The sequence below is a fragment of the Chitinophaga silvisoli genome, assembly GCF_003412465.1.
GTDB classification, from domain to species: Bacteria; Bacteroidota; Bacteroidia; order Chitinophagales; family Chitinophagaceae; genus Chitinophaga; species Chitinophaga silvisoli.
The window spans coordinates 493588-513647 of the sequence record NZ_QTJV01000004.1; the positions used below are offsets into that span (position 1 = coordinate 493588).

Genomic DNA, 20060 nt, shown 5'->3' on the forward strand with positions numbered 1-20060 from the left:
ATTCTAATTAGATCTATATTTTATAACATCAACTAAATCTATTCTAAAATTTTTCGCCGCCATTCCGAAGGAACAAAATCATTTTTAAAGAAATGATGAGCCAAAAGCCGTACATATGGAAATCCAGCTTTTTCAATCTTCCACTCGTGTGATTCGATCGGTATTGCCTTTAACTTTTCTAAAGCCTCGGTCATGCTATCAGGATATGTCAGGCTGGCTTCTGTAAAATATTCGTCAGGTGCATTATCAGAAAACAATATCGTTTCAATATCGCTGCCAGGTACAAATTGGGGTAGCTGAAAGTTTACAACACCTGCAAACTCCCCCTTCATGTTCTCGTAAATATCTTGAAAGCCCAGGATCACCGATATTTCCAACAAAAAGGGAATTAGCATCGAAGAACTGTCAGTGTAAGCAGTGGGGCGCATTTTAGTACTCACAAATTCTATTAATGCTTCAACATTGCTATGCAATTCAGGTAGTCGTTGATGGTAAATATAATTAAGGCCGATATTATCAAATGTATTTTTGATGAAGGCGTGCAAGAAATTGCGATCTCGTGTTGAAAAATCCGTTCTTTTCATGAAATAGAGGATAACCATGCAAATAACAATTGAATGATTATCCAATAAAGGCCGTACACAAGTAGAGTTATTATTTATGACTTCTCTTATAATACGTTTATGTTCTTCTCGGAGAGTTTTGTTATAAGGGTCCTTTTCATTTTCCTTAAATTCCAGCTCTGTAAAATGATAAATCATATAACCAAGAACATCGTATGTCCTAAGCGGCCCACCAACGTATTCAAAAAATCCCCCTTTTTCAGAATAGAAACCATCTCGCTTAGAAATGATAGGTAAGAGTTTATTGAAATACTTCTGAAGAACAACCGAATGAACGGATACTATTTTTCCAAAATGTTTTAAAATTGGGCGCTTCCGTTCCCACTTATTTTCAATTATAAATCGCCACACCCGTAAAACAACGTATGTTATCGCTTCCTTTGCCGGATTTAAATTGTTGTTATTCTCGCTATAATTTAAGATAATCGCGCTTAACAGGTTCATAGTCGCAAAAAACATCGTGAGGGACCGACCATTTACGGTGGTTATCTTTCGTAACTGAATTTCTATCAATTGATAAAAATCAGACAGGTCATAATCAGGCGCATCAAGTAAAACCAAAGTTCTCTTAAATAACCTAGTACTTTCCGGATCAGTAAGAAGATATTCACTGAAAAGATGGGTGCTGAACAAATCTGTTAAGTGGTTAATATCCCAATGATCGAAATTACCATCCGGAAATTCCCTTTTCACAAAGCCGTCCAATGTCCTTTGGGCATTGACATTTACTGTACCGGTATGAACCAAAACAAATTGACGGGGAAGTTCATTTAATCCTGGTATTGAATGGTCCTCATACTCTACATACTTGGCCGTCCGAAAAGAATCAATTATTCCGTCTTGCTTGGTCATGGTCGTATCATCGATATTCTTATCAGAACCAGCCTTTAATTCAAAATAAAAGAGTGCTCTTGTACCATCTGAAGTTTTACCAATTGCAATAACGTCCTTGCCAAATTGGGGGTTCCCCTTCGCCTGTTTGGGTGTTACAATAACCCTGTAACCTAACACAGTTAAAAGCAAAGGGAAAATAAAATCTAACTCAGTATCTTCCTTTAAAGAATCGAGATAATCTCGAACCATTAATTTGTTACTATCCATTGTGGTAAAAAGTTACTCCAATCCTCATTTATACTTGCAAGTCGCAGATATTCAAACAAGTCTTGATTAATAAATAATGTTCTTGGGAAAACCATTGAGGCGCTAAAAGTGGTAAACTTACTTATCTCGTTGCTAGATTCCATTTTCCAACCACCGCCTTTCGCCACTTCAACTTTGGTAAATAACTTATGAAAAACACTTTTTTGCTCAACGGTCTTGGTTAAACCCTGATTAAAAGATTTTCCATATTTACTCATGAAAGCCTTATAATATTTCATTTGAGTGTAAAAGGGGTCTAATTCCCGGATAAGATTCTTTTCATGTAATTCATTATAGAACTCCTTTGAGTAGTTTTCGACCCGGTTATATAATTTTTGCTGTTCGTTACTCATCACAGGCCAATAATTCTTAATGGCTTCCTTCACAAGGTTTGAATAATCCTCAGTCAGTAATTCCAGCCTGCATATTAGAGCCTCCCTTACCACTTCGTTTCCAGAGTTAACTAAATCAAGTATTAGGGGCAGTGAGTATTTGGGTTCCAAATATTCTGAGAGTACAGAGGTAAAAAACTTGAATTGTGATTTAGCGTCCAAGGTTAATACATCAAAATGTAATTTAGTAACACTATCGAAGGCTCTTCTTAATTGGCCTAAGATACGATTCGCCATAAGCCTTACACGTCCACTATTATCAATAAGTAACGTAACAAGCTGCTTGTCAAATTCACCAGGGTTCGAATGTCTCAAATTCCTAGCTGTATGTATAAAAGGGGCATCGCTACTTAGCACCTTCGAAAACCTTTTTCTTACACAAGAAAAGTATAATAAGACATCATTAATATGGCCCAAAATTCCTTCCGCTAAGGAAAGTAAACGCTGATCTAATGCTTCGTTACCTACAACCTCCAACAACAAATTATTTTTTTCAGCAATAGGAAATCTCAATAAACGGCTTAATAAAGCGTGAATGATGCTTGGCTTACTATCATTAGCATATCTATATAGCACATTCAGATAATCCTCTCTTCGGCTCCATTCACTGGTTGCCTTACAATGAAGTAACGACAATATAAAGGCGGGTGCTTTTTCCTTTGCTTCTCCTTTTAACTCACCTAATCCCTGAAACCACGAATCAACCGGCTCAATTTTATCTTGGGGAAAATCAATGCCTGTCAGGGCCTCCAAAATAAAAGGAAGTTTATCTGCATCATCAGATTTTGTCAAGAATAACGGTAAGTCTTCCAAAGAATTCATTAATAGTACATTCCAAATCCCGCCCCAACATTGAACGCTCTTTTTACTAAGATTTGCTTCCAAGGTATTTGCAATCTCCCTACCAAGTAAGGGATTGCTATATGTAAGCTGGCGAATAGATTGCTGAAACGTCATCAATTGTAGATCCAAAACGTTATCCTCATATTTTAAAAAAAGAAGGAGGTTGTTTATCAGTGCTGCAAATTCCTGGCTGGTTAGCTCAAATAAGGAAAATGCCTCAAATATTGAATTCAGATAAAAAGAGAATATAAAATCAGTGTTTTCCCTATAAATGGCTAAAGTACTATAATCAGGTTTATATGTCCGTTGATGAAACAAAGTAGTTACCTGGTATAGATGGTGCAAAAAATCACTAGCATCATGGTCTCCACTCGAAAAGAATTGATCACACTTCTCAAATAAGGTAACAATGCTATTTACCGTAGCATCAAGATGCAGATTCATATTATTACGGAAAACCGTAAAAAAATAATAGCATAAGCCATTTTCAGAACCTACAAGGTAGTTTCCGCTCTGTTCAACAATGATCTTATTTTCTGTAAGAATATCTAAATGCTCTTCAATTTCAGCAGCATCAAATTTCACCTTCTTATAAGCAAAAATCTTCTCTGCTAACTGGTACTTAGCTACAGCAAGTAAATCTAAACGATTTAAGCTATCATCAAGTTGTCGGAAATCAATCATCCAATTGGGTATTAAAAGCAATATAATTTTTTTAGCAGTCATAAAAAAGTAAAAGCACCGTTTTATGACAAATCATGCTCAGACATAAGACAGAGCAAGCAACACAGCCAAATAAATAACGGGTACGCTTGCTCATGAAAAATGAAATACTTAAGATTCAATTACAACGAAGAATAGAACAGGATAAGCCGTTTCTTTGTTACTTTCTTTGCGGAGGTCAAAGAAAGTAAGGTTATCAGGGTGGTATGACTATTGACAGCGGCAGTGCTTGGTGATAGCCCCACCGTTGTACAATAATCCCTTTTAGATTAATAATTTTCCACTAACGCCCTGCGCACTCTCCCTTAAATGCCCCCGCAGGCAATATCCATTGTTCACCTTGCAGCATTGTAATACTAAGGTTATAACTATGAGAGGTGGAAATCCGAATGTATCGGGCATCCATTTTATTAAAAGGCTTCCCGGATGCGATCAATTCAGAAAGGGTAATGTTGCGTTTCATTGTCACACCAAACTCCTTTTCATAGGCTATTAACTCGTTGCCTTCGGCGGGGCTGATGGCGTAACTGGTTGCAAATTGATCGGCATTGCCAAAGATGCAAAATTTACAGGAACAGCGCGAATAACCAAGATAATAACAGGGGTGCACCCGCACGCCGTATTTCTCAATGATCTTCCATACCTGTGCTTCACTCCAACTTAAAACAGGTCTATATCGGTCAACATGCCTGCGTTTCTTTCCTTTAATGATTGTACGTTGTACATTTCTGGTAATACCGCTGCCTTCCCGCGTTACTGTTTTATAATAAGTCCCTTTATATCGGCAGTCGGCTTTATCTTCTTCCCACCTATTATACTTTTCTCTGGCGGTGCTTTCCTCTCCACGTTCCCCTGAAATAAACAGGGTACGTTTTCCATTAAATCTATTTTGATTAACAAGCGCCTTCACTCCTACATCAATCTTCAGGTAAGACGAACACCAGCGCAGTGATAAGTCAGGTGTGATCTGTGGAAACTTTAACCGTGTGTTAGGCTTACCGGTTTTCCCTCCGGCTGTCCTCACCTCGCCACCTAGACATTCAAAACTCACTGGTGCGGTTAATGCATTCTTCCGTAACATTTCCCTCCGAAACCCTCCGTGCTTCCACGAAAAATATATCGGCACATGAAATGCCTCTGCAAACGCCCGGCAATAAGCAGGCGTTACTTCCCAATCCATCAATGTTTTTTCCCGCCCATCAATGTCATGATGCCACAACTCAATTTTAGACACTGGTATACCTTGATCAAGCAAGTATAAAAAACAGGCTGTAGAATCTTTACCACCGGAAAAGGCAACAATATATTTGTCGTAATAGTGAATGTTATTAATCTCTGACATAATAGTAATCGTTTGCTCCCCTGAGCGGGGAAGGTGAAGTGTGATAAATGTGTAAAAGCAGAGGAAGGCGCAAACGCCGTTTCTTTGTTACTTTCTTTGCGGATTTCAAAGAAAGTAACCCCGGCCCCAGGCCGGGGTAAATGGCAGCACTAATAGTTTACCTTACCTGGTAATCTTAAAAAAGCAACTCAAAAGGGGCTATTAACCATTGCATACGATCCGAAGGCAATGAGGGCCGGTAATAAATGTGCTTCGTTATTTCTTTGGAAAGGCTAATACACTTTTCGGAAAGCATACATTTTAGCCCTTCGTAATCTGCAGTAATAAAAAAGTAATACGGCTGGCAGGTGAAAACATTAAAATCTATTTCAGTTTTATATGGAAAGTCTGAACCTTTTATAATAAGGGAATTTTTAAAATGCTCCCCGTTAGGTAAATAAATCGAATCACCGACCAAACTACTTTCTATTTCATAACAGGACAATTCAGCATTATACCCGGTAACTTTCATATGCCAGCGGCGTGTTGTATTATAAGGCAATACTTTATCTATAACGGAGTAGTACTCGCCAATAATTAACGGTTTCATAAATGGCGTACCCTGATTATTCCGTCAGGATAACGGTTAACAACTAATCATAAAATAAATTGAATCTAAAAAGCTAACCTCAAACAATACCAGTGCAGTATATCTACCGCCTTAATTGTAAATCTATTTTATAAAATCCCTTGGGATCGATCCAGTATTTAAACCCGCCGTTATCACAGGTGTCTGTTTCCTGTATTATCTCGAAAACAATATTGGCCAATGCCTCGTGTGAAATTTCTTTTGCGGCATCTTCAGATATACCGGGAATCCCTTTTTGAATAGCCGTTTCGTTAATGGCCTCCAACAAAAAATGTTTCTCACATCCGTGGCAGGCTTCATATATTTCATTCCAGCCCTCCGGCGTGATAGATATACTCCATGCCATAAAAAAACGCGCTCCTTTTAATACCGGCTGCGCCCCCGGCTTTAGGTTAGAAAAACAAAAATCTCGCTAATAACACAAATTTTTCGTTTACAGTGTTACGGGGTGGCTTTATGTATAACCATAAAAAATGAATGGTAGCGTATGCCATCAGGTGATAAAAAAGTTTATCCTTGAAAAGTCTCTGACTTGTCCAGAGTTTGGATTTATAAACTGCCATGTAGTTATATAATTCCTCCATTAATACAGGCCACGCTTCCTGGTTAATAAAACTGTCCGGGCATTTCGGTTTTACTTTAGTATAGCGCTTTATTATGAACTGAACGAATTGTTCCATTTCAGCCGGGAATAAAGAATACAACAAATCGGCCTTGTTTAAATTTGTTAACTCTTCAAATGATTTCATATAGAAGCGATTGAATGAGTAAAAGAATTATGTTACCTACCGGTTATTATCAACCGGCCAGTATTGACCGGTTGATAATAAGATTTATGCGGCGATATTGTCTTGCTTATTCAATAATGTGAAGACCTTCGCCGGTTCCTGTTTATTGAGGGTGCTATTCGCTACAATGGCTTTCAAAGCGTAGTTTGCAGCGAATATGCCATCATTATTTAAATGACGCTGCCAGGCTTTTTCTGACGGAGCCCAGCGGAATCCATACTTTTTTAAAATAGTTCTAATTTCTTCCGCTGGTTTACCCGGGAAAATCAACTGTACGCGGTTGGCTTCTACGTTCTTTCTATATATAACGCCGTTGTATTCTGATTCAGAGGTTTCCATTTTCTCCAATTTCTCTAATTGGGCAATGCGTTTTTTAAGCCTCCGAATTTCGGCACCGTTATTTGTTAGTTTATACCTTGCAAAGCCTTTAGAATTAAAGCAATCCGGCGTATTTACAACGATCCATTTTGCTTCACTAGTTCCTGGCAGTTTTAAAAAACCTTCCTTATCCTTCTTTTTGATACACTTATTTACTTCCTTCATGAAGATTTGCAGGTCTTCACATTCTTTCAATGCTTCACGTAGTTTAGTAAGGGCTTGGGGATCATCGGAAGATATAGCGGTGTTTTCTTCAATCGTTTTTGCTTTTGCTTCATAATATCTTGCCTTTTCAGCGGATTGAATAGATTGGCCGTGTAAATTGTGTATTCTATCCAGGTCACGGCGGTGTCGTTTCTCTGAGTGATGCCCCACTAATATAGGTTGTCCCATTGGGATATATGAGGCTATCTCTTGCGCGGCGCTATACTGCCTGTCTGATAACAAACTATTTTTTTCTGCCTGCGCTTTAGCATTTTCAATGCGGTTTTGTTTGCGTTGTTCAAAATTGTGTTTCATAATTATATTTTTTTTATGGTTACTGAAATTTTACAAGATCCACGGCTCACCGGATGCCGGATCTTTAGGCCAAGTATCAATCCATCTAACATTTAGTATTGATACATGAGGAGTTCCGGGAAAATTGAATTCTTCCTTTTGGCTTTCGAATTGATCAATTAGTTGCTTTTTGTCCGTTAGGGCCGTATCTACGATAACCCTAACGATGACGTATAAAGTGTGTCGGGCCATTTTCAAAAAGATGTAAATAAGATGATATAAAGCCGGGGGCCTAGCCCCCGGCGGCGATGGGTCAATTAAATTGTAATGCGTCCCCTCCGTATTGGGCGAATGCTTCGCACAGGTCGAAGGCTTTTTGTGCTTTCTTTTCAGCGGTACCACCGTAGAGGATGGCGTTCACCTGGTCGGCAGAGCTATCATATCTGGAGACATTTTGAAAGTAGCCGGTAACAGCATTATAGGCCCCGTATAACTTTCCTTTGGTGGTATCCATCAATTGCGTATCACTACCGAATGCATAAGAAAAAGCATCACTTAACTGATTTTTAAAGCGTGTACTTACTTCCTCCCATTCCCCTTTTTTAATATTGGCAATGGTCTCCACGTTGGGCGCTAATGCCAGTGTAATCAATTCTTTTACCTGCTGGTCTGTAATACTGATTTTAGCCCAGTGATTAAAAGTTTCAGACATAGCAGGTATACATTTGTTAACCATGCCCATGACGCGGTTGGCCTCTTTTAACCTATCTTTTGCATTCGCTGTATGGCGTATTTTCGTTTTATTGGGGCACCCTCTTAAAGCGGCATTTAGTGTATTGTTACACACAATACGCACAGGAGTAAAACCCGCAACAATAGACCCGCTTCCGTCGTGTGAGGTGGTAAGGAATAGATAATTCTCCATAGTATCTATACCGGCAACGGTAATATGGGAAGGTAGTTTTGCTGTGATAAAAATACGCTCCCCTTGTCCCAGCGCTCCCGCTGTCTCATAAAAGATATTTTCAGCACCTGCAATAGAATCAAAAAAACTAAATGCGTCTATATTCTGGATCACTTCATAACCACTTCCGACAACTCCAAGTACCTTGTTTGTATCTGTGCGTACAGTGGCAAAAAAACCGGGGACTTTAACATCTGGCATTATTAACTCGCCTTCACCTTCGCCAATAGCATCATATGTAATTATTGGGCGTTTAACTACATCAAAATTGAGCTGTGCATCTATTAACACATCGTCACTTTTTTGATACTGGTTAACAATCTGGCCTTTATCATGCCAAGCCTTTTCCCGTACTGAGTAAAAAGCGTGTTTACCTGTGATTTGATTAAAGTTTATATTATCTGCCATAGGATAGCCGCTTATTTTTAGAACTGGCGGCGGCATACGCCAGGGTTAAAGATGATTAAAGGAAAAGTGTGAGGTTGTTTGTAGATGCCTGGGGCTTCTGGCGGGTGCCATGCTTTACAGCCAAGCGGTACAGCATCACATTTTCATTTAGGAAGATGCCCCAGGCATAGCACAACGCGCGGCTTCTTGTTACACGTGTTTCAGACTGGATCGCCCAGGATGTTGCCATGATTTTAGCTAAAGGGGGCGGCGTGTGTAATTTTTCAGGATGTTTCATTTGTGTATTTTTTTGCGTGATCATTTTCAAAAGAAAAAAGAGAAAAAGAAAGCCCTGATACATGGCGCGGAGAAAAGAAAGCAACCCTGGGCTAAGAAAAAATACTACCTCATATGAGGTCCGCCTTTGGCGGACACCAAGCTGTATGAGGTGGAGATTTTTTTTGCCCTCAGACTTGCTTTCTTTTCCCCGTGCCATACTTTTGATTTCTTTTTTCTCTTTTCTTTTGGAAATGATTAGAGACCCCGTGCCGCCCCGGCACGGGACCAATGAAAAAAGCCGCCTATTATTAGGCGGCCTGTTAGCCAATCGATAAAAGTAAAATAACTGGTGTCATTAAAACACCAGTTATTTTTCCAAAACATCAACCATAGACTCTATCAAATTCCTTATCAATATCCTCAACATTTCTTCTTAGGATTACCTGTCCTGTAGTGGAATGGAACACTCTGCCGCAGTACTGGCAGAGTATTTTGTGTTTTTTCATCGGACCGTTGGGATCAATCAGATTGCCGTAATTATCACAAGGCCAGAAAGAATCACGCATAGCGTCAGGTCCGCAGGGGCACTCCCATTCCTCTTCTTCAATTTTGGCGAATTCCGGTTTATCATCCGCGTTGCGATAGAGGTACTTGGACTGCTTTTCTTTGGTTTTCTTGTTCTTCATATTTTTTTCGAGGCATTCACCACCTGCCGGTTCGAGACAAGGGACGTGGAATAGCGGAACGCAGTGAGCATATGCCGCGAAAGCCCTTGTAGAGAATGGAAAGGCAGGTGGTATTTTTGCGGAGAAAAGATGATTGAACAAGAAAGAAAATAACAGCCGGCCATCGATGCGGAAAAAGAAAACCGCCTTCAAGTTGAAGACGGTTTTGGGGATCATTCCCGCAATAGCCCTATCGCTGACGATTTGCGCTCCCGCATTGCTCGTTTCCTTTTCGGACTATAAGTTAATATTACTTTATCGTTTTACCGCGCCAGTTATCGGGTTTAATAACTCTGGTAACTGGCTGCCGCTTTGGTAGCGCTGAAATTTCTTTTTCCATCTGCGCATAAGAAACGATCCGATAGGCGGTATTAGTGCCAACAGTAATACAGGGATAGCTTATAAGATCCTGCCCGGATGAGTTATTGAATTCTTCGGTTGTGATACCATGCAAGGATATATAGATTCCAGGAGGGGTATCACGCGTCCATCCGATATAGTTTTTTGTAATTTTAATAATCCCATCACTATCATGAATGACTGCATAATCCAATGATTTGCCCAGCTGATGCTGAAGAACCAATGCGTCACTAAAGTAATAGTTAGGGATATTATTTAATGCAATAATAGCTTCGTTTAAATTCTCAAAGGTTTCCCGTTTATTAAACACTTCCGCTGAACCGCTGATACCCAGGTTTTGTTGTTCATACGTCAACCCTGTAGTGACAAGGAAAGCTTGTTCGATATTCATCTGAAGAAGCATTATGGAAAAAAATAGTTTACTAAGAGTTAAATAGCGAACTGAACTTAAAACGGAGCGTCGCAACGGCGGCAAAATAGCCCTGTTAAAGCCGGTAAACTCTGAAAGCGACAATGTGAAAACTGCACGAATAGATTGATCCTGCTGCCCTGGTAACTAGATCTTCCTGCTAATGTTGTTGTTATCCTCGCCAACCTGTCTGTTACGGCTAAAAAAGGATCGAACCTGCTGCAAAACCCCTTGGCTGGGACTTTGACTATTTTCATTACCATTTGTTTGACTGCCAGTATGTTGCTGTGCTTGTGAGGGCTGATTGTCCACTACTTCCCGATTAGATTCTTCATTTTTCACCTGGCGGTCAGGTGAGCTTGTCACCACAGGCCTTGAAAAATTTTTCTTTTCGGGTTGTATCTTCAAAAAAGGTACTGGACTAAGCACTTTCCCTTCCATGTTGGCAATCTTCAAGCCTTCCGGTGGATTGGCAGCAACTATTAGATTAGATGAACCGGAGGCATTTGGAAATTTTACAACAACCTCACTTCCTTTTCTAATATGGTACGCCAGCTTATCAACATAATTAGCGTCATCCATATCCTGAAAGTTGAATTTTACCAATTGTGATTCGACATTACGCAAGCCTCCAACAAACTCAATTACCTGGCTCCCGTTTGGTTGCTGTTTCAACTTCAGCCATGTATCGAATTTTGAAGAAACTTGTCTCAATTCCGGGCGGTTCTTCAAGTTATCGCCCTCAACAATATTTCCTTCACTATCCACAAAGTTGTACTGTTTCAATGTTTTGTAAACAGCCCTACCTTCCAGGAGGTTGAACATTTCCATTGTGGTAAGTTTGTAGTAATCGCTAAATTCAAATGTTTTATTATGGTCGGCATCTATTCTGGCTTGCCGATCCAGCGAAGTCTTATCCATTTGAATATCCACATCAGGATGATATTTTACTATCAGCCTATTAAATATCTCTGGCTTTTCCTTTTGAACGACTAATAAATCCTGCGTAATTTTACTCTGATAGTTTTCCAAAGCCAGATCATATTCAGTGCTATTCTCGGACGTTCTAAATTCAGCGGTCGGCGGATTTGCCAGGCGAGATTCCAAATCTGCGGTATTGAGGTCACCGATCTTCCCATGGGTAATTTCGATTTCTTTAGCGACTGTAGCCTGGGTTCTATTGAGGTAATACTTATTTTCTATTAAATAGAAAGTAGCCTCAATTCCTATTACTGTAGATACATCCTCAAACCCGACCAATCCGTAAGTCTTAATTTCAGGTTTTCCAGTAGCCATTTGTTCAGGCAATGTATCCAGGACTGTTTCCGGTAACTGGCGGATACGAACAGTATCCTCTAGCACCGCTAAGTTGTGACCTACATTAATTTCAAGTTCATTCTGCACATTATCCATAACTTAATTTTTAAATTGTAACACTATCGCAAAGTCCGCATCCTGCCGGTTAATGTTTTTATTTCGTTATTCCGTTGAAATGACTTTCGCTGCTGGAGAATAGTCGTCTCCGTTGTAGTCTCATTAGGAGATTGCGGAGAAACTTCCGGTGATTGTTCAACAACAAGGGAGGGTTGCGGAGCCGGGATAGCAGCGGATACAGCGGTTTGTACAACTACATTTTCCGATTGCGGAGAAATTTCCGGTGATTGTTCAACGACAATGGCGGGTTGCGGAGCCGGGATAGCAGCGGATACAGCGGTTTGTACAACTACATTTTCCGATTGCGGAGAAATTTCCGGTGATTGTTCAACGACAATGGCGGGTTGCGGAGCCGGGATAGCAGCGGATACAGCGGTTTGTACAACTACATTTTCCGATTGCGGAGAAATTTCCGGTGATTGTTCAACGACAATGGCGGGTTGCGGAGCCGGGATAGCAGCGGATACAGCGGTTTGTACAACTACATTTTCCGATTGCGGAGAAATTTCCGGTGATTGTTCAACGACAATGGCGGGTTGCGGAACCAGAATAGCAGCGGATACAGCGGTTTGTACAACTACCTTTTCCGATTGCGGAGAAATTTCAGGAGATTGTTCAACGACAAGGGCGGTTTGTGGAGCCAGTATAGCAGCGGATATAGCGGTTTGTACAACTACATCTTCCGATTGCCGAGTAGGTAATTGTTTGTCCGCCTTTAATTCGGGGGCTATATATACTGACGAAAGTCCATTTTTTTCAGACTGGTGGTTCACATTGCCTTCTTGATCTGATTTTGTGGCCACTGTTATCATTCCCGAATCTTTTAAAAAAGTCGGCTTTCCAGTAAAGATCCGATCAATTGCCCTAGCAATAGAATAATTCAGCTTTTGAAAAAAGCCTTTTATACCGGGAAAAAGGGCGGCATCCATCTGGCGGATTTGTCCTTTGACAAACTGCAAATCATAAAATTCATCTTCAGAAAGATTCAGCTTTCTGTGCTGCTTAATAATTCGCTTCCATACCTGTAAGCGAAGCAAGTTGAATTCCCTGTCCTGCAACAATTCCTGACCAAATTTCTGAATATAACCGGCTTGTTTCGTATCCCACCGATCTAATGCCGTTTTCACCCTATTTAATTCCATATTACCTGTGAATTGCACTTTTATGAAATACCCTTACCCATGCGCGGAACATTAAGCATTGCCCTTTCATGGCTTTTGCGCTTAATCTTAAGCAGTCTTTGGCTCTGTGATTGGGAAGCATCTTTTGCCGTGGTCAAATCCTGCGTATTGTCATTTTTTGTCGTAGCGTCATAGATGGAATTATTCAAAGGAACTCTTTGGCGCTGCTCTCCAATCGTTCTTATAGTTACATCCCGTGTATTTTTAAAAAGCCAGGTAGCCATATTCCAAACAGCTCGCGCAATATCTACGGATAACCTTTGCCACAAGGGGTATAACTGCTTTCTGGTAGCTCTCAAATGAGCTTTTATTATTTTCAAGGAAGCCTTTACATCTTTGTCCTTAACGTTTTTAAACTGCTGGTAAAGATTACGAAAGTGCTTATACTTGATCTTCAAATATTCTCTTGATTTCGTAGTGCTTGCTCCCAGAGTTTTCTGATACAATTGCTCCTTCACATTCCACCTTTGCAATTCTTCTTCCAGTGGATTTACTTTAACCTCAGTATCTTTTTTCATATGATTTCATTTTATGGAAACAAGGGTTTTGCTTTTAGAATGTCCTTTCCCTTGATCTTCAATTGCAGGTGCCTATCCCCATTTTTTTCAAAAAGATCGATAGTCATAAACTTAGAATCGGCAATCGTAAACTGAGGAAATGTCAATATCCAGGTTTGACCCGATTTATTGGAAATAATATCACCGGGTGTTAAGAGTTGGTATAGCGGATAAATTTCCTGTTCTAAAACAGAAGTACGTTTTGCTTTGGATTTGTCTCGCTGATAGGTTTTGCTATAATCAATGATATATGGAATGTTTGATTGATTGGCTAGTGTGACGTGGAAGTAAAGTATGCCATTGTCAATATACACGCCACGTAAGTTGATTTTCATTCCATTATTTCGTGCTTTGGCATGACAGGCCATTTTTTTGAATGACGATATGGTATCTGCATTCTTTCTAACGGTGTTTAACAGCGCAGAAGCCGTATCAGGTTTAGTCAAGCCAGCACCCTCAAATTTACCCTGCGCTTTAATGCGATATTCCAAAGAGGGGGCATCATCGACAAAGAATACCCGTATGGAGTAAATGGCACCATCATCTGTAAAAACAGATAAGGTAGTCGGTTTAAAATTCTCCCGATTTGCTTTGATCTTAATTACATGCTTGTTTTTACTGACAATTTTCGCCAGTATATCCGAAGATCCCCTGTCAAAGTCTTGTATTGGTGCATCAAACACCACTAAAACCGTTTGATAAAAACTGATGTAAACATTGTTTATATCGGCAGGCCTCTGAGCATGCAGCCTGGAAAAGAAAAAAACAACGAAAAATAAATTAAACAACAGCAACTTTTTCATTTTCACGTTATTATAAGTCAACAATAAATTTTAAGTTGTCGGATTAGGACTTTTGCTTTTTACTCCTTCCTGCTTTTTTAGCAGGCAGTTCTGCGAGATGCCAGCCCTTTATTTTTAATTCATGCCGCATAAAAGAATGCGCTTCTTTGAGGGAAGGGAAATGATTCTGGAAAGATTGGCTAGGATAGTAGTTCTTGCTAAGAGATTTAAGTCGAAAATCACCAGCAATTGAAACAGCAAACGGGGTTCCGGTAAAATACTTTACCTGTAGTTTTTTGCTCAGTGAATATCCTTCCTGTCCTGCCTGTTCCAGTTCGTATAACTGCACGGCCAACGCCAGTCTAGCAGCGCAAGCTGAATCGGTATCCTGAACAGGCGCACTCCAATCAATCTCTGAGATTTTCTGCTCCAGCGCCGCCGTATCTATGCCTCCAATCTCACCATGAGCAAGAACAATAGGTAGTTTTATTAAAACCTCATAATGGGTTAAATCTATTGTTTTCAAGTCCGGCAGCAAGTGAAATGTCAGGTAAACGATCATATCATCTTTACCCTGTTTCGCGTGGAAACTTATTGCAAACTGTGTTCGGCCTTCCTGAACTGCTTTATCCAGGGGTGATCTTGCCGCCTGTAACCCCAACTTATCCAACTGTTCTAATGTTATTTTTGCCATTGACTACTATTTTACTCCTGATTACCGTCGAGTAACAGGATGGGATGGCCACTTTTTACAGTTACATTAATTAGTTTCGTCTTTTTTGACAATAAACTTTTGGCAGCGCTTATACCGGCAGAAGCCGCTTGCGCACCAATATTAGGATCAAGAGAAGCCATTTGTAATGTCTGTATTGCGTTGGCTGCCTCGTCTTTCGCCACATCTCTGCTGATCGCACCAGGCACACGGATACCTGCGATACCATCGCCGTCATAAATTATTAATGATACCGGATAGATGTTTCCCTTATACTGTATTTCCTTGATTTCCCCGGCTAGCCGTTCATTTCTAAGATCACATACAGCAAAGGCATGTGTACCTTTCGGAATGAGCTGTCCTTTGATAAAAATATCCTGTGTTAACCGGATCTTTAATGTTGATTCTGTAACAAGTGTCTGTTTCTCGTCTATTACGGCGGACACCGCATTTGTCTGGGCTTGCTGTTCTTCCATTCCATTGAGGTCAAAAAACTGATTTCGCTTACTTGGCTGAAAATAGGGGTTAATAACTGAATCTTTCCATTTATTATACATGGAATCCGCGCCGTTTATTTTTACTGGGAGCAAATCATCCCCTTGGTAAGAAGGAGAAATAGTAACTGGATAAACTTTCCCTTTATTTTTCAAAGACTCTTCCTTTAATTTATTCTTGATCCTGGAAGGATTTTGAATATCCAGTACTTTATCCAGCATATTGTCTAATTGAGCCATCTCTGGATCAGGCGTATTTGTTCCGGCCTGCATTGCCTGCATCATCTGTTCAAGACGTTTTATCTGCTCGTCGGATTGTGTAGAGATCGTGTCTCGCGGTGCAAAGTTTTTGTTGTCGGGTATTGCCTTGTCAGGAGTTGATAACTGTTTTTGTAAAAAAGCAAGCTGCTCCTTTATCTTATCTTCGCCCTCTGTAGGGTTATCAGCGTTACCTTTCTTAAAATTCATCGAAGGAACCGTTGGTTGATATAAGTTACCGCTGTCTGTTAGTGGAGTTATTGCATACGGGTCGCGCTGAGCCAGGCTACGAAAGGAAAGAGAATCATTCTCCGCTTTACGGTATAACGACAGCTTATCCATTCCTTCTTTTTCTTCTACTATTGGAGAAGGAAGTATCTTGTTGAAACCGGGATTTACCATTACAGGGTTTTCACCACTTTCAGCACCACCCATAGCGTAAAAAATCAAGCATAGAAGTGGAATTACTACCACTGGCATGAATAACAATATCCTCACTTTCAATTTCTCTTTTTCCATAATTGTTATTATTTCTTTGGATACAATGAATTACTAACTTGCAGCATACTATCTATTAGACCAGGATGCTGATTTTCGAAAGCCTCAATTTCTCTTCGCCCTTCTTCCGTTTTTCTTAAACTGTCCAATAAGACAGAAAAATTATAGGCTCGTAAAGAATCAATGGTACTGTAGTATGCATTTCCTCTAGTTTCGGAAGGGAAAACAGGGGGCGGCGAAAACAGTACAGGCGGCATATCATATGCAGGAAGAATATTAATTCCTGGAATGGCACAAATAACACCTGCAGCACCGAAAAATACTACAAACAAACCCCAAAACGCTTTATTCTGCTTTACTGTTAATTTCCCTAACTGCCCGTTTAGAAAAGTGGCTATTCTTCGTAGCCCCTGATCTGTCCAAGCTGCCAGAATACGCCACACAATTGTTGCTGCTCCATTACTATTGATCCTGCCCTTCCACCACATATGCTATTTTTGTTTAACAGTCAAATCTGTATTATCGACGATATTCCACCGTTCAATAAGAAATCCATGCGGATTATTTTCAGTACGCGTATTCAGATCCCGAATCAAACCATTGGTAACCAGATTGCGGATAACTGTAGACGTTGGTCTTACAATTTTCAATTTTCCATAAAACCGAAATGGATAAGGGTGCTGATTTACGTCCACATGAACACTATCACAGGTCACCTCCTGGCTGATATTGCCAGACACTACCTGATCGTAATAACCGGCTTCTTTCAAATCGTCGTACTGGTCCTTCGCTGATTTATCCGCGAGATACATGGACTTGCTTAAACTAGCCTGAATCGCCTTTTCGTCTGGGGTGAGTGAAAAAAATAGGTTATGGAACACCTTGATATGGTCAACTGCTTCAATGGCAACATTGTCTTTTCTGCTTGCCGCTACTGCTTGGATCGCTTTTCCATTTACGATTACAAATACTCTTTGCTGTGCCTCACCAGCATACAAATAGCTTTTATATACGGTATAACAATTAATGATGACAGTTGCCACAATCACTACCGCTGTAAACAGCTTAATGTGTTTGAAGGCTGATTCTATATTTTTAAATTGCTGGAACATTCAACACTATTTTCACGATCTACATTATCAAATCTCACATTCCTATGATCGGATTCCAAATGGATTAGTAGCAACATCAACTGCTTTACCAGTGACGTTATGTGCATGGCCGGTCACCTTATGCTGCAATGCTGATCCACCGCCCGCATGAACAATCCAATCGGCAATGCTAGGGACGGTAGTATAACATATGATACCAATCACCATAAAAACCAAGTAACCGGCATCATACAATCCGAAACTGGTCACACCATTATTAGCAAGCGCATCCAAATCGAGTTGAATCAAATGTTGCTGAATGGTTCCCAGCACTGAGCCAAGTATATTACAAATCGGTAGCCATAAGTAAATATTGATGTATCTGGCAAGATAGACCGACAGGGTATGATGAAGGCCATCAAATACGCTCAACCCTAACACTAATGGTCCAAGAATACCCAATAAGATAAGATTGAAAATTCTCAGCGTGTTAATGCAAAGAGCGGCGGCCGCATAAAGTATTTGCAGAATAGTGGATAGTGCCATCTTAAGTTCATTTTGCATATTATACTTCATTTTATCCCATATAAACTGCATTTCCTTCCAGATCTTAGAGAACATTCCTCCACCGCCGTCACTTGGATGCGCATATTTCACCCATAGCGAATAATCACCTAGCTGGGATTCTCCTACCAACGCCTGCCATTCTTCTGTATTTTTGACTGCCGCCTCCTTTTTTGCAAACAGTTCTTTTACTGCTGCATCGGAATTGGTTACCATCGTTTTTGTACCGTTTGCTATGGGAGATAAAATACCATTAAACACCGCCAGGACGGCGCTAAAGTTTATTATGACAAGCGTTATAGCGAAGGGTCTTAACAACGGATATACGTCAATAGGTTCCGCTGCCGCCATGCTACGCCAAACCCTGTGACCGATGTAAAAAACCGAAGCAAAACAGGCGATGCCTTTTCCCACCCCAATCAGACTGCTACATTTAGGAAGCATATCTTTATACAACTTATCTAAAACAACCTGCAATCCATTAATATGATCTGCAACAGCTTGCGCTGATGCCACAGAGGGTATAAGTAACCCTATAGCCAAAGCCATGAAAACCAGACAACTCCATTTCATATTTACACTATTTTAAACAGCTCAAAATCACTTCAGGTTTAGCAGATTTTGCAGGCCATCGTTTTCACCACTTTCACGAATAAGGTTGACCATATAAGTCCTCGTGTCAATATTGAACAACCGAAGGAAAGTAAGTTTCCCGTGCACATCGGTATAAATCCTGTCAATCGCTTTCAGACGTTCATCGTCCGACATTCGTAATGAACCAGATGTGATTACCATTGTCAATTCGGACAAATTTCTAAGGGAAGCATCATACAGATTGTTAAAAACACGACTAATATATTCCCGGTAGGAACTTTGAAATACTGTGGCTGAGCCAAAGTTTATCCAGGCTTCCTTTCCTTCTTTCAGAATGGCTAATTGACAAGAGATAATATCTCCGACCCGCTTATATTTTTTCACTTCCGGACTAACGATATAAAGTCCATCCAAAAAAACCTCGTGCAATTTGTAATTACCGCTGGCAACATCTTTGACCTTATTATACCCTTCAGAAAGTATTTCGTACCCCTTATACATATCCTGCAAAATGCTTTTCAACTGCGAAAGTTTCTCGACATTCAGCGCTAATTGAGCTAACTCTGTTGCTTGTGCATTCGCCTGACGGGGTATTATAAAAAGTAATACCAATAGTCCAAAAAGCCATTTCATAAATCACATTTTAACATCTAACAACACCTGCAAAGCGTTGTCTTCCGACAATTGCTTTTCAATACTTTTATCTATAGAAATTACAAGCTGGTAATATCTTCCTGCATCAGCAGCCTGTGCACGATTGGCTTTTAAAACTTTATTAATCCTCTCTATGCGTTCATCATCCGTCATCTGGAAACGACCATTTGTTGTTACCGCCATGAGGTCATCCAGCGTAACGGCTATTTGACCAAGTAATGTATCTAAACACCTTATGTAAAATTCCCGTTGCGCTGGCAGAAAACGGTCATTACCTTTCATCCTCTGTTTAGCCTCTGTACATAGTTTAATAGCAAAGTCAATATTGTTAGCCGCTTCTATTAGGGAAGCGTTCTGCCGAACAGCAGGGCTTACCTGTTTTAGAGAATTGAAATAATCGCGGTGTAAACCGAATTCGCCGTTCTCAATATCATGAATAGCGTTTAATCCACCTTTTGCAATATCATACCCTTTCTTTAAATACTCTCCATAAGTGTGAAAGGCAGCAATTTGTGCTAGTAAGTACTTCTTTTGGGTTTTCTTTTGGTTAAACCATTCATCCCAAGTCTGGGAATGCGCAAAAGGAGCCAATATTAAAAAGTATAATAATAAAATTACGGTTTTCATAAAAAGCACATAAATACAACACCACTCAATTAACAATACTTATAACCAGGTTCTTTAACTCAGCTGTTTTTTATGATGGTAAAGCATCCGTATTTATCACCTCTAGCCCAACTTATAAACATCGAATACGTTTCA

General features: G+C 40.1%; 21 protein-coding genes. All 21 read right to left on the reverse strand.

The annotated features are described in order from the left end of the window. Nucleotides 1-38 precede the first annotated feature (38 nt). On the reverse strand, nt 39-1724 hold the full coding sequence (locus tag DXN04_RS14080; protein ID WP_116853992.1) for a hypothetical protein: 1686 nt from the start codon (nt 1722-1724) through the stop codon (nt 39-41). Beyond that, a complete protein-coding gene (locus DXN04_RS14085; protein WP_116853993.1) occupies nt 1706-3724 on the reverse strand; it encodes a hypothetical protein in 2019 nt (672 codons plus the stop codon). Before DXN04_RS14085 ends, DXN04_RS14080 begins: the two co-directional genes overlap by 19 nt. Nucleotides 3725-4004: 280 nt before the next feature. After that, nucleotides 4005-5063 (reverse strand): phosphoadenosine phosphosulfate reductase domain-containing protein, encoded by a 1059-nt coding sequence (locus DXN04_RS14090; RefSeq protein ID WP_116853994.1) that lies wholly within the window; start codon nt 5061-5063, stop codon nt 4005-4007. Between the two features lie 175 nt (nt 5064-5238). After that, nucleotides 5239-5652 carry a hypothetical protein gene (locus DXN04_RS14095; RefSeq protein WP_147319922.1) on the reverse strand — a complete coding sequence of 138 codons (414 nt, stop codon included), beginning with the start codon at nt 5650-5652 and terminating at the stop codon, nt 5239-5241. Nucleotides 5653-5755: 103 nt separating this feature from the next. Then, complete coding sequence (locus DXN04_RS14100; protein WP_116853996.1) at nt 5756-6037, reverse strand: hypothetical protein; 282 nt, start codon at nt 6035-6037, stop codon at nt 5756-5758. Between the two features lie 487 nt (nt 6038-6524). Then, nucleotides 6525-7376: a DUF3560 domain-containing protein gene (locus tag DXN04_RS14110; RefSeq protein WP_116853998.1), complete on the reverse strand. Its 852-nt coding sequence runs from the start codon at nt 7374-7376 to the stop codon at nt 6525-6527. A 292-nt stretch (nt 7377-7668) separates the two neighbouring features. Next, on the reverse strand, nt 7669-8727 hold the full coding sequence (locus tag DXN04_RS14120; protein WP_116854322.1) for a DUF932 domain-containing protein: 1059 nt from the start codon (nt 8725-8727) through the stop codon (nt 7669-7671). 55 nt (nt 8728-8782) lie between these two features. Beyond that, nucleotides 8783-9202, reverse strand: coding sequence for a hypothetical protein (locus DXN04_RS14125; RefSeq protein ID WP_147319923.1), 420 nt, complete (start codon nt 9200-9202; stop codon nt 8783-8785). A gap of 166 nt (nt 9203-9368) precedes the next feature. Next, nucleotides 9369-9671, reverse strand: coding sequence for a hypothetical protein (locus DXN04_RS34545; protein WP_147319924.1), 303 nt, complete (start codon nt 9669-9671; stop codon nt 9369-9371). 289 nt (nt 9672-9960) lie between these two features. Next, the gene (locus tag DXN04_RS14135) at nt 9961-10461 is read right to left on the reverse strand and encodes a hypothetical protein (RefSeq protein ID WP_116854002.1); all 501 of its coding nucleotides are present in this window, start codon (nt 10459-10461) and stop codon (nt 9961-9963) included. A 165-nt stretch (nt 10462-10626) separates the two neighbouring features. Continuing rightward, nucleotides 10627-11892 (reverse strand): hypothetical protein, encoded by a 1266-nt coding sequence (locus DXN04_RS14140; protein WP_116854003.1) that lies wholly within the window; start codon nt 11890-11892, stop codon nt 10627-10629. Between the two features lie 23 nt (nt 11893-11915). Next, nucleotides 11916-13055: a hypothetical protein gene (locus DXN04_RS14145; protein ID WP_116854004.1), complete on the reverse strand. Its 1140-nt coding sequence runs from the start codon at nt 13053-13055 to the stop codon at nt 11916-11918. A gap of 20 nt (nt 13056-13075) precedes the next feature. After that, nucleotides 13076-13612, reverse strand: coding sequence for a hypothetical protein (locus DXN04_RS14150; protein WP_116854005.1), 537 nt, complete (start codon nt 13610-13612; stop codon nt 13076-13078). 11 nt (nt 13613-13623) lie between these two features. Next, nucleotides 13624-14454: a conjugative transposon protein TraN gene (gene traN, locus DXN04_RS14155; RefSeq protein ID WP_116854006.1), complete on the reverse strand. Its 831-nt coding sequence runs from the start codon at nt 14452-14454 to the stop codon at nt 13624-13626. Between the two features lie 43 nt (nt 14455-14497). Next, nucleotides 14498-15127 carry a hypothetical protein gene (locus DXN04_RS14160; protein WP_116854007.1) on the reverse strand — a complete coding sequence of 210 codons (630 nt, stop codon included), beginning with the start codon at nt 15125-15127 and terminating at the stop codon, nt 14498-14500. An 11-nt stretch (nt 15128-15138) separates the two neighbouring features. After that, nucleotides 15139-16416, reverse strand: a complete 1278-nt coding sequence (traM, locus tag DXN04_RS14165) for a conjugative transposon protein TraM (protein WP_116854008.1) — start codon at nt 16414-16416, stop codon at nt 15139-15141. Nucleotides 16417-16424: 8 nt separating this feature from the next. Further along, nucleotides 16425-16883 (reverse strand): hypothetical protein, encoded by a 459-nt coding sequence (locus DXN04_RS14170; protein ID WP_116854009.1) that lies wholly within the window; start codon nt 16881-16883, stop codon nt 16425-16427. Between the two features lie 3 nt (nt 16884-16886). Next, complete coding sequence (gene traK / locus DXN04_RS14175) at nt 16887-17507, reverse strand: conjugative transposon protein TraK (RefSeq protein ID WP_116854010.1); 621 nt, start codon at nt 17505-17507, stop codon at nt 16887-16889. 42 nt (nt 17508-17549) lie between these two features. Next, complete coding sequence (gene traJ / locus DXN04_RS14180) at nt 17550-18623, reverse strand: conjugative transposon protein TraJ (protein WP_116854011.1); 1074 nt, start codon at nt 18621-18623, stop codon at nt 17550-17552. Nucleotides 18624-18650: 27 nt separating this feature from the next. Continuing rightward, a complete protein-coding gene (locus tag DXN04_RS14185) occupies nt 18651-19277 on the reverse strand; it encodes a TerB family tellurite resistance protein (RefSeq protein WP_116854012.1) in 627 nt (208 codons plus the stop codon). A 3-nt stretch (nt 19278-19280) separates the two neighbouring features. Continuing rightward, complete coding sequence (locus tag DXN04_RS14190) at nt 19281-19925, reverse strand: hypothetical protein (RefSeq protein WP_116854013.1); 645 nt, start codon at nt 19923-19925, stop codon at nt 19281-19283. Between the last annotated feature and the right edge of the window lie 135 nt (nt 19926-20060).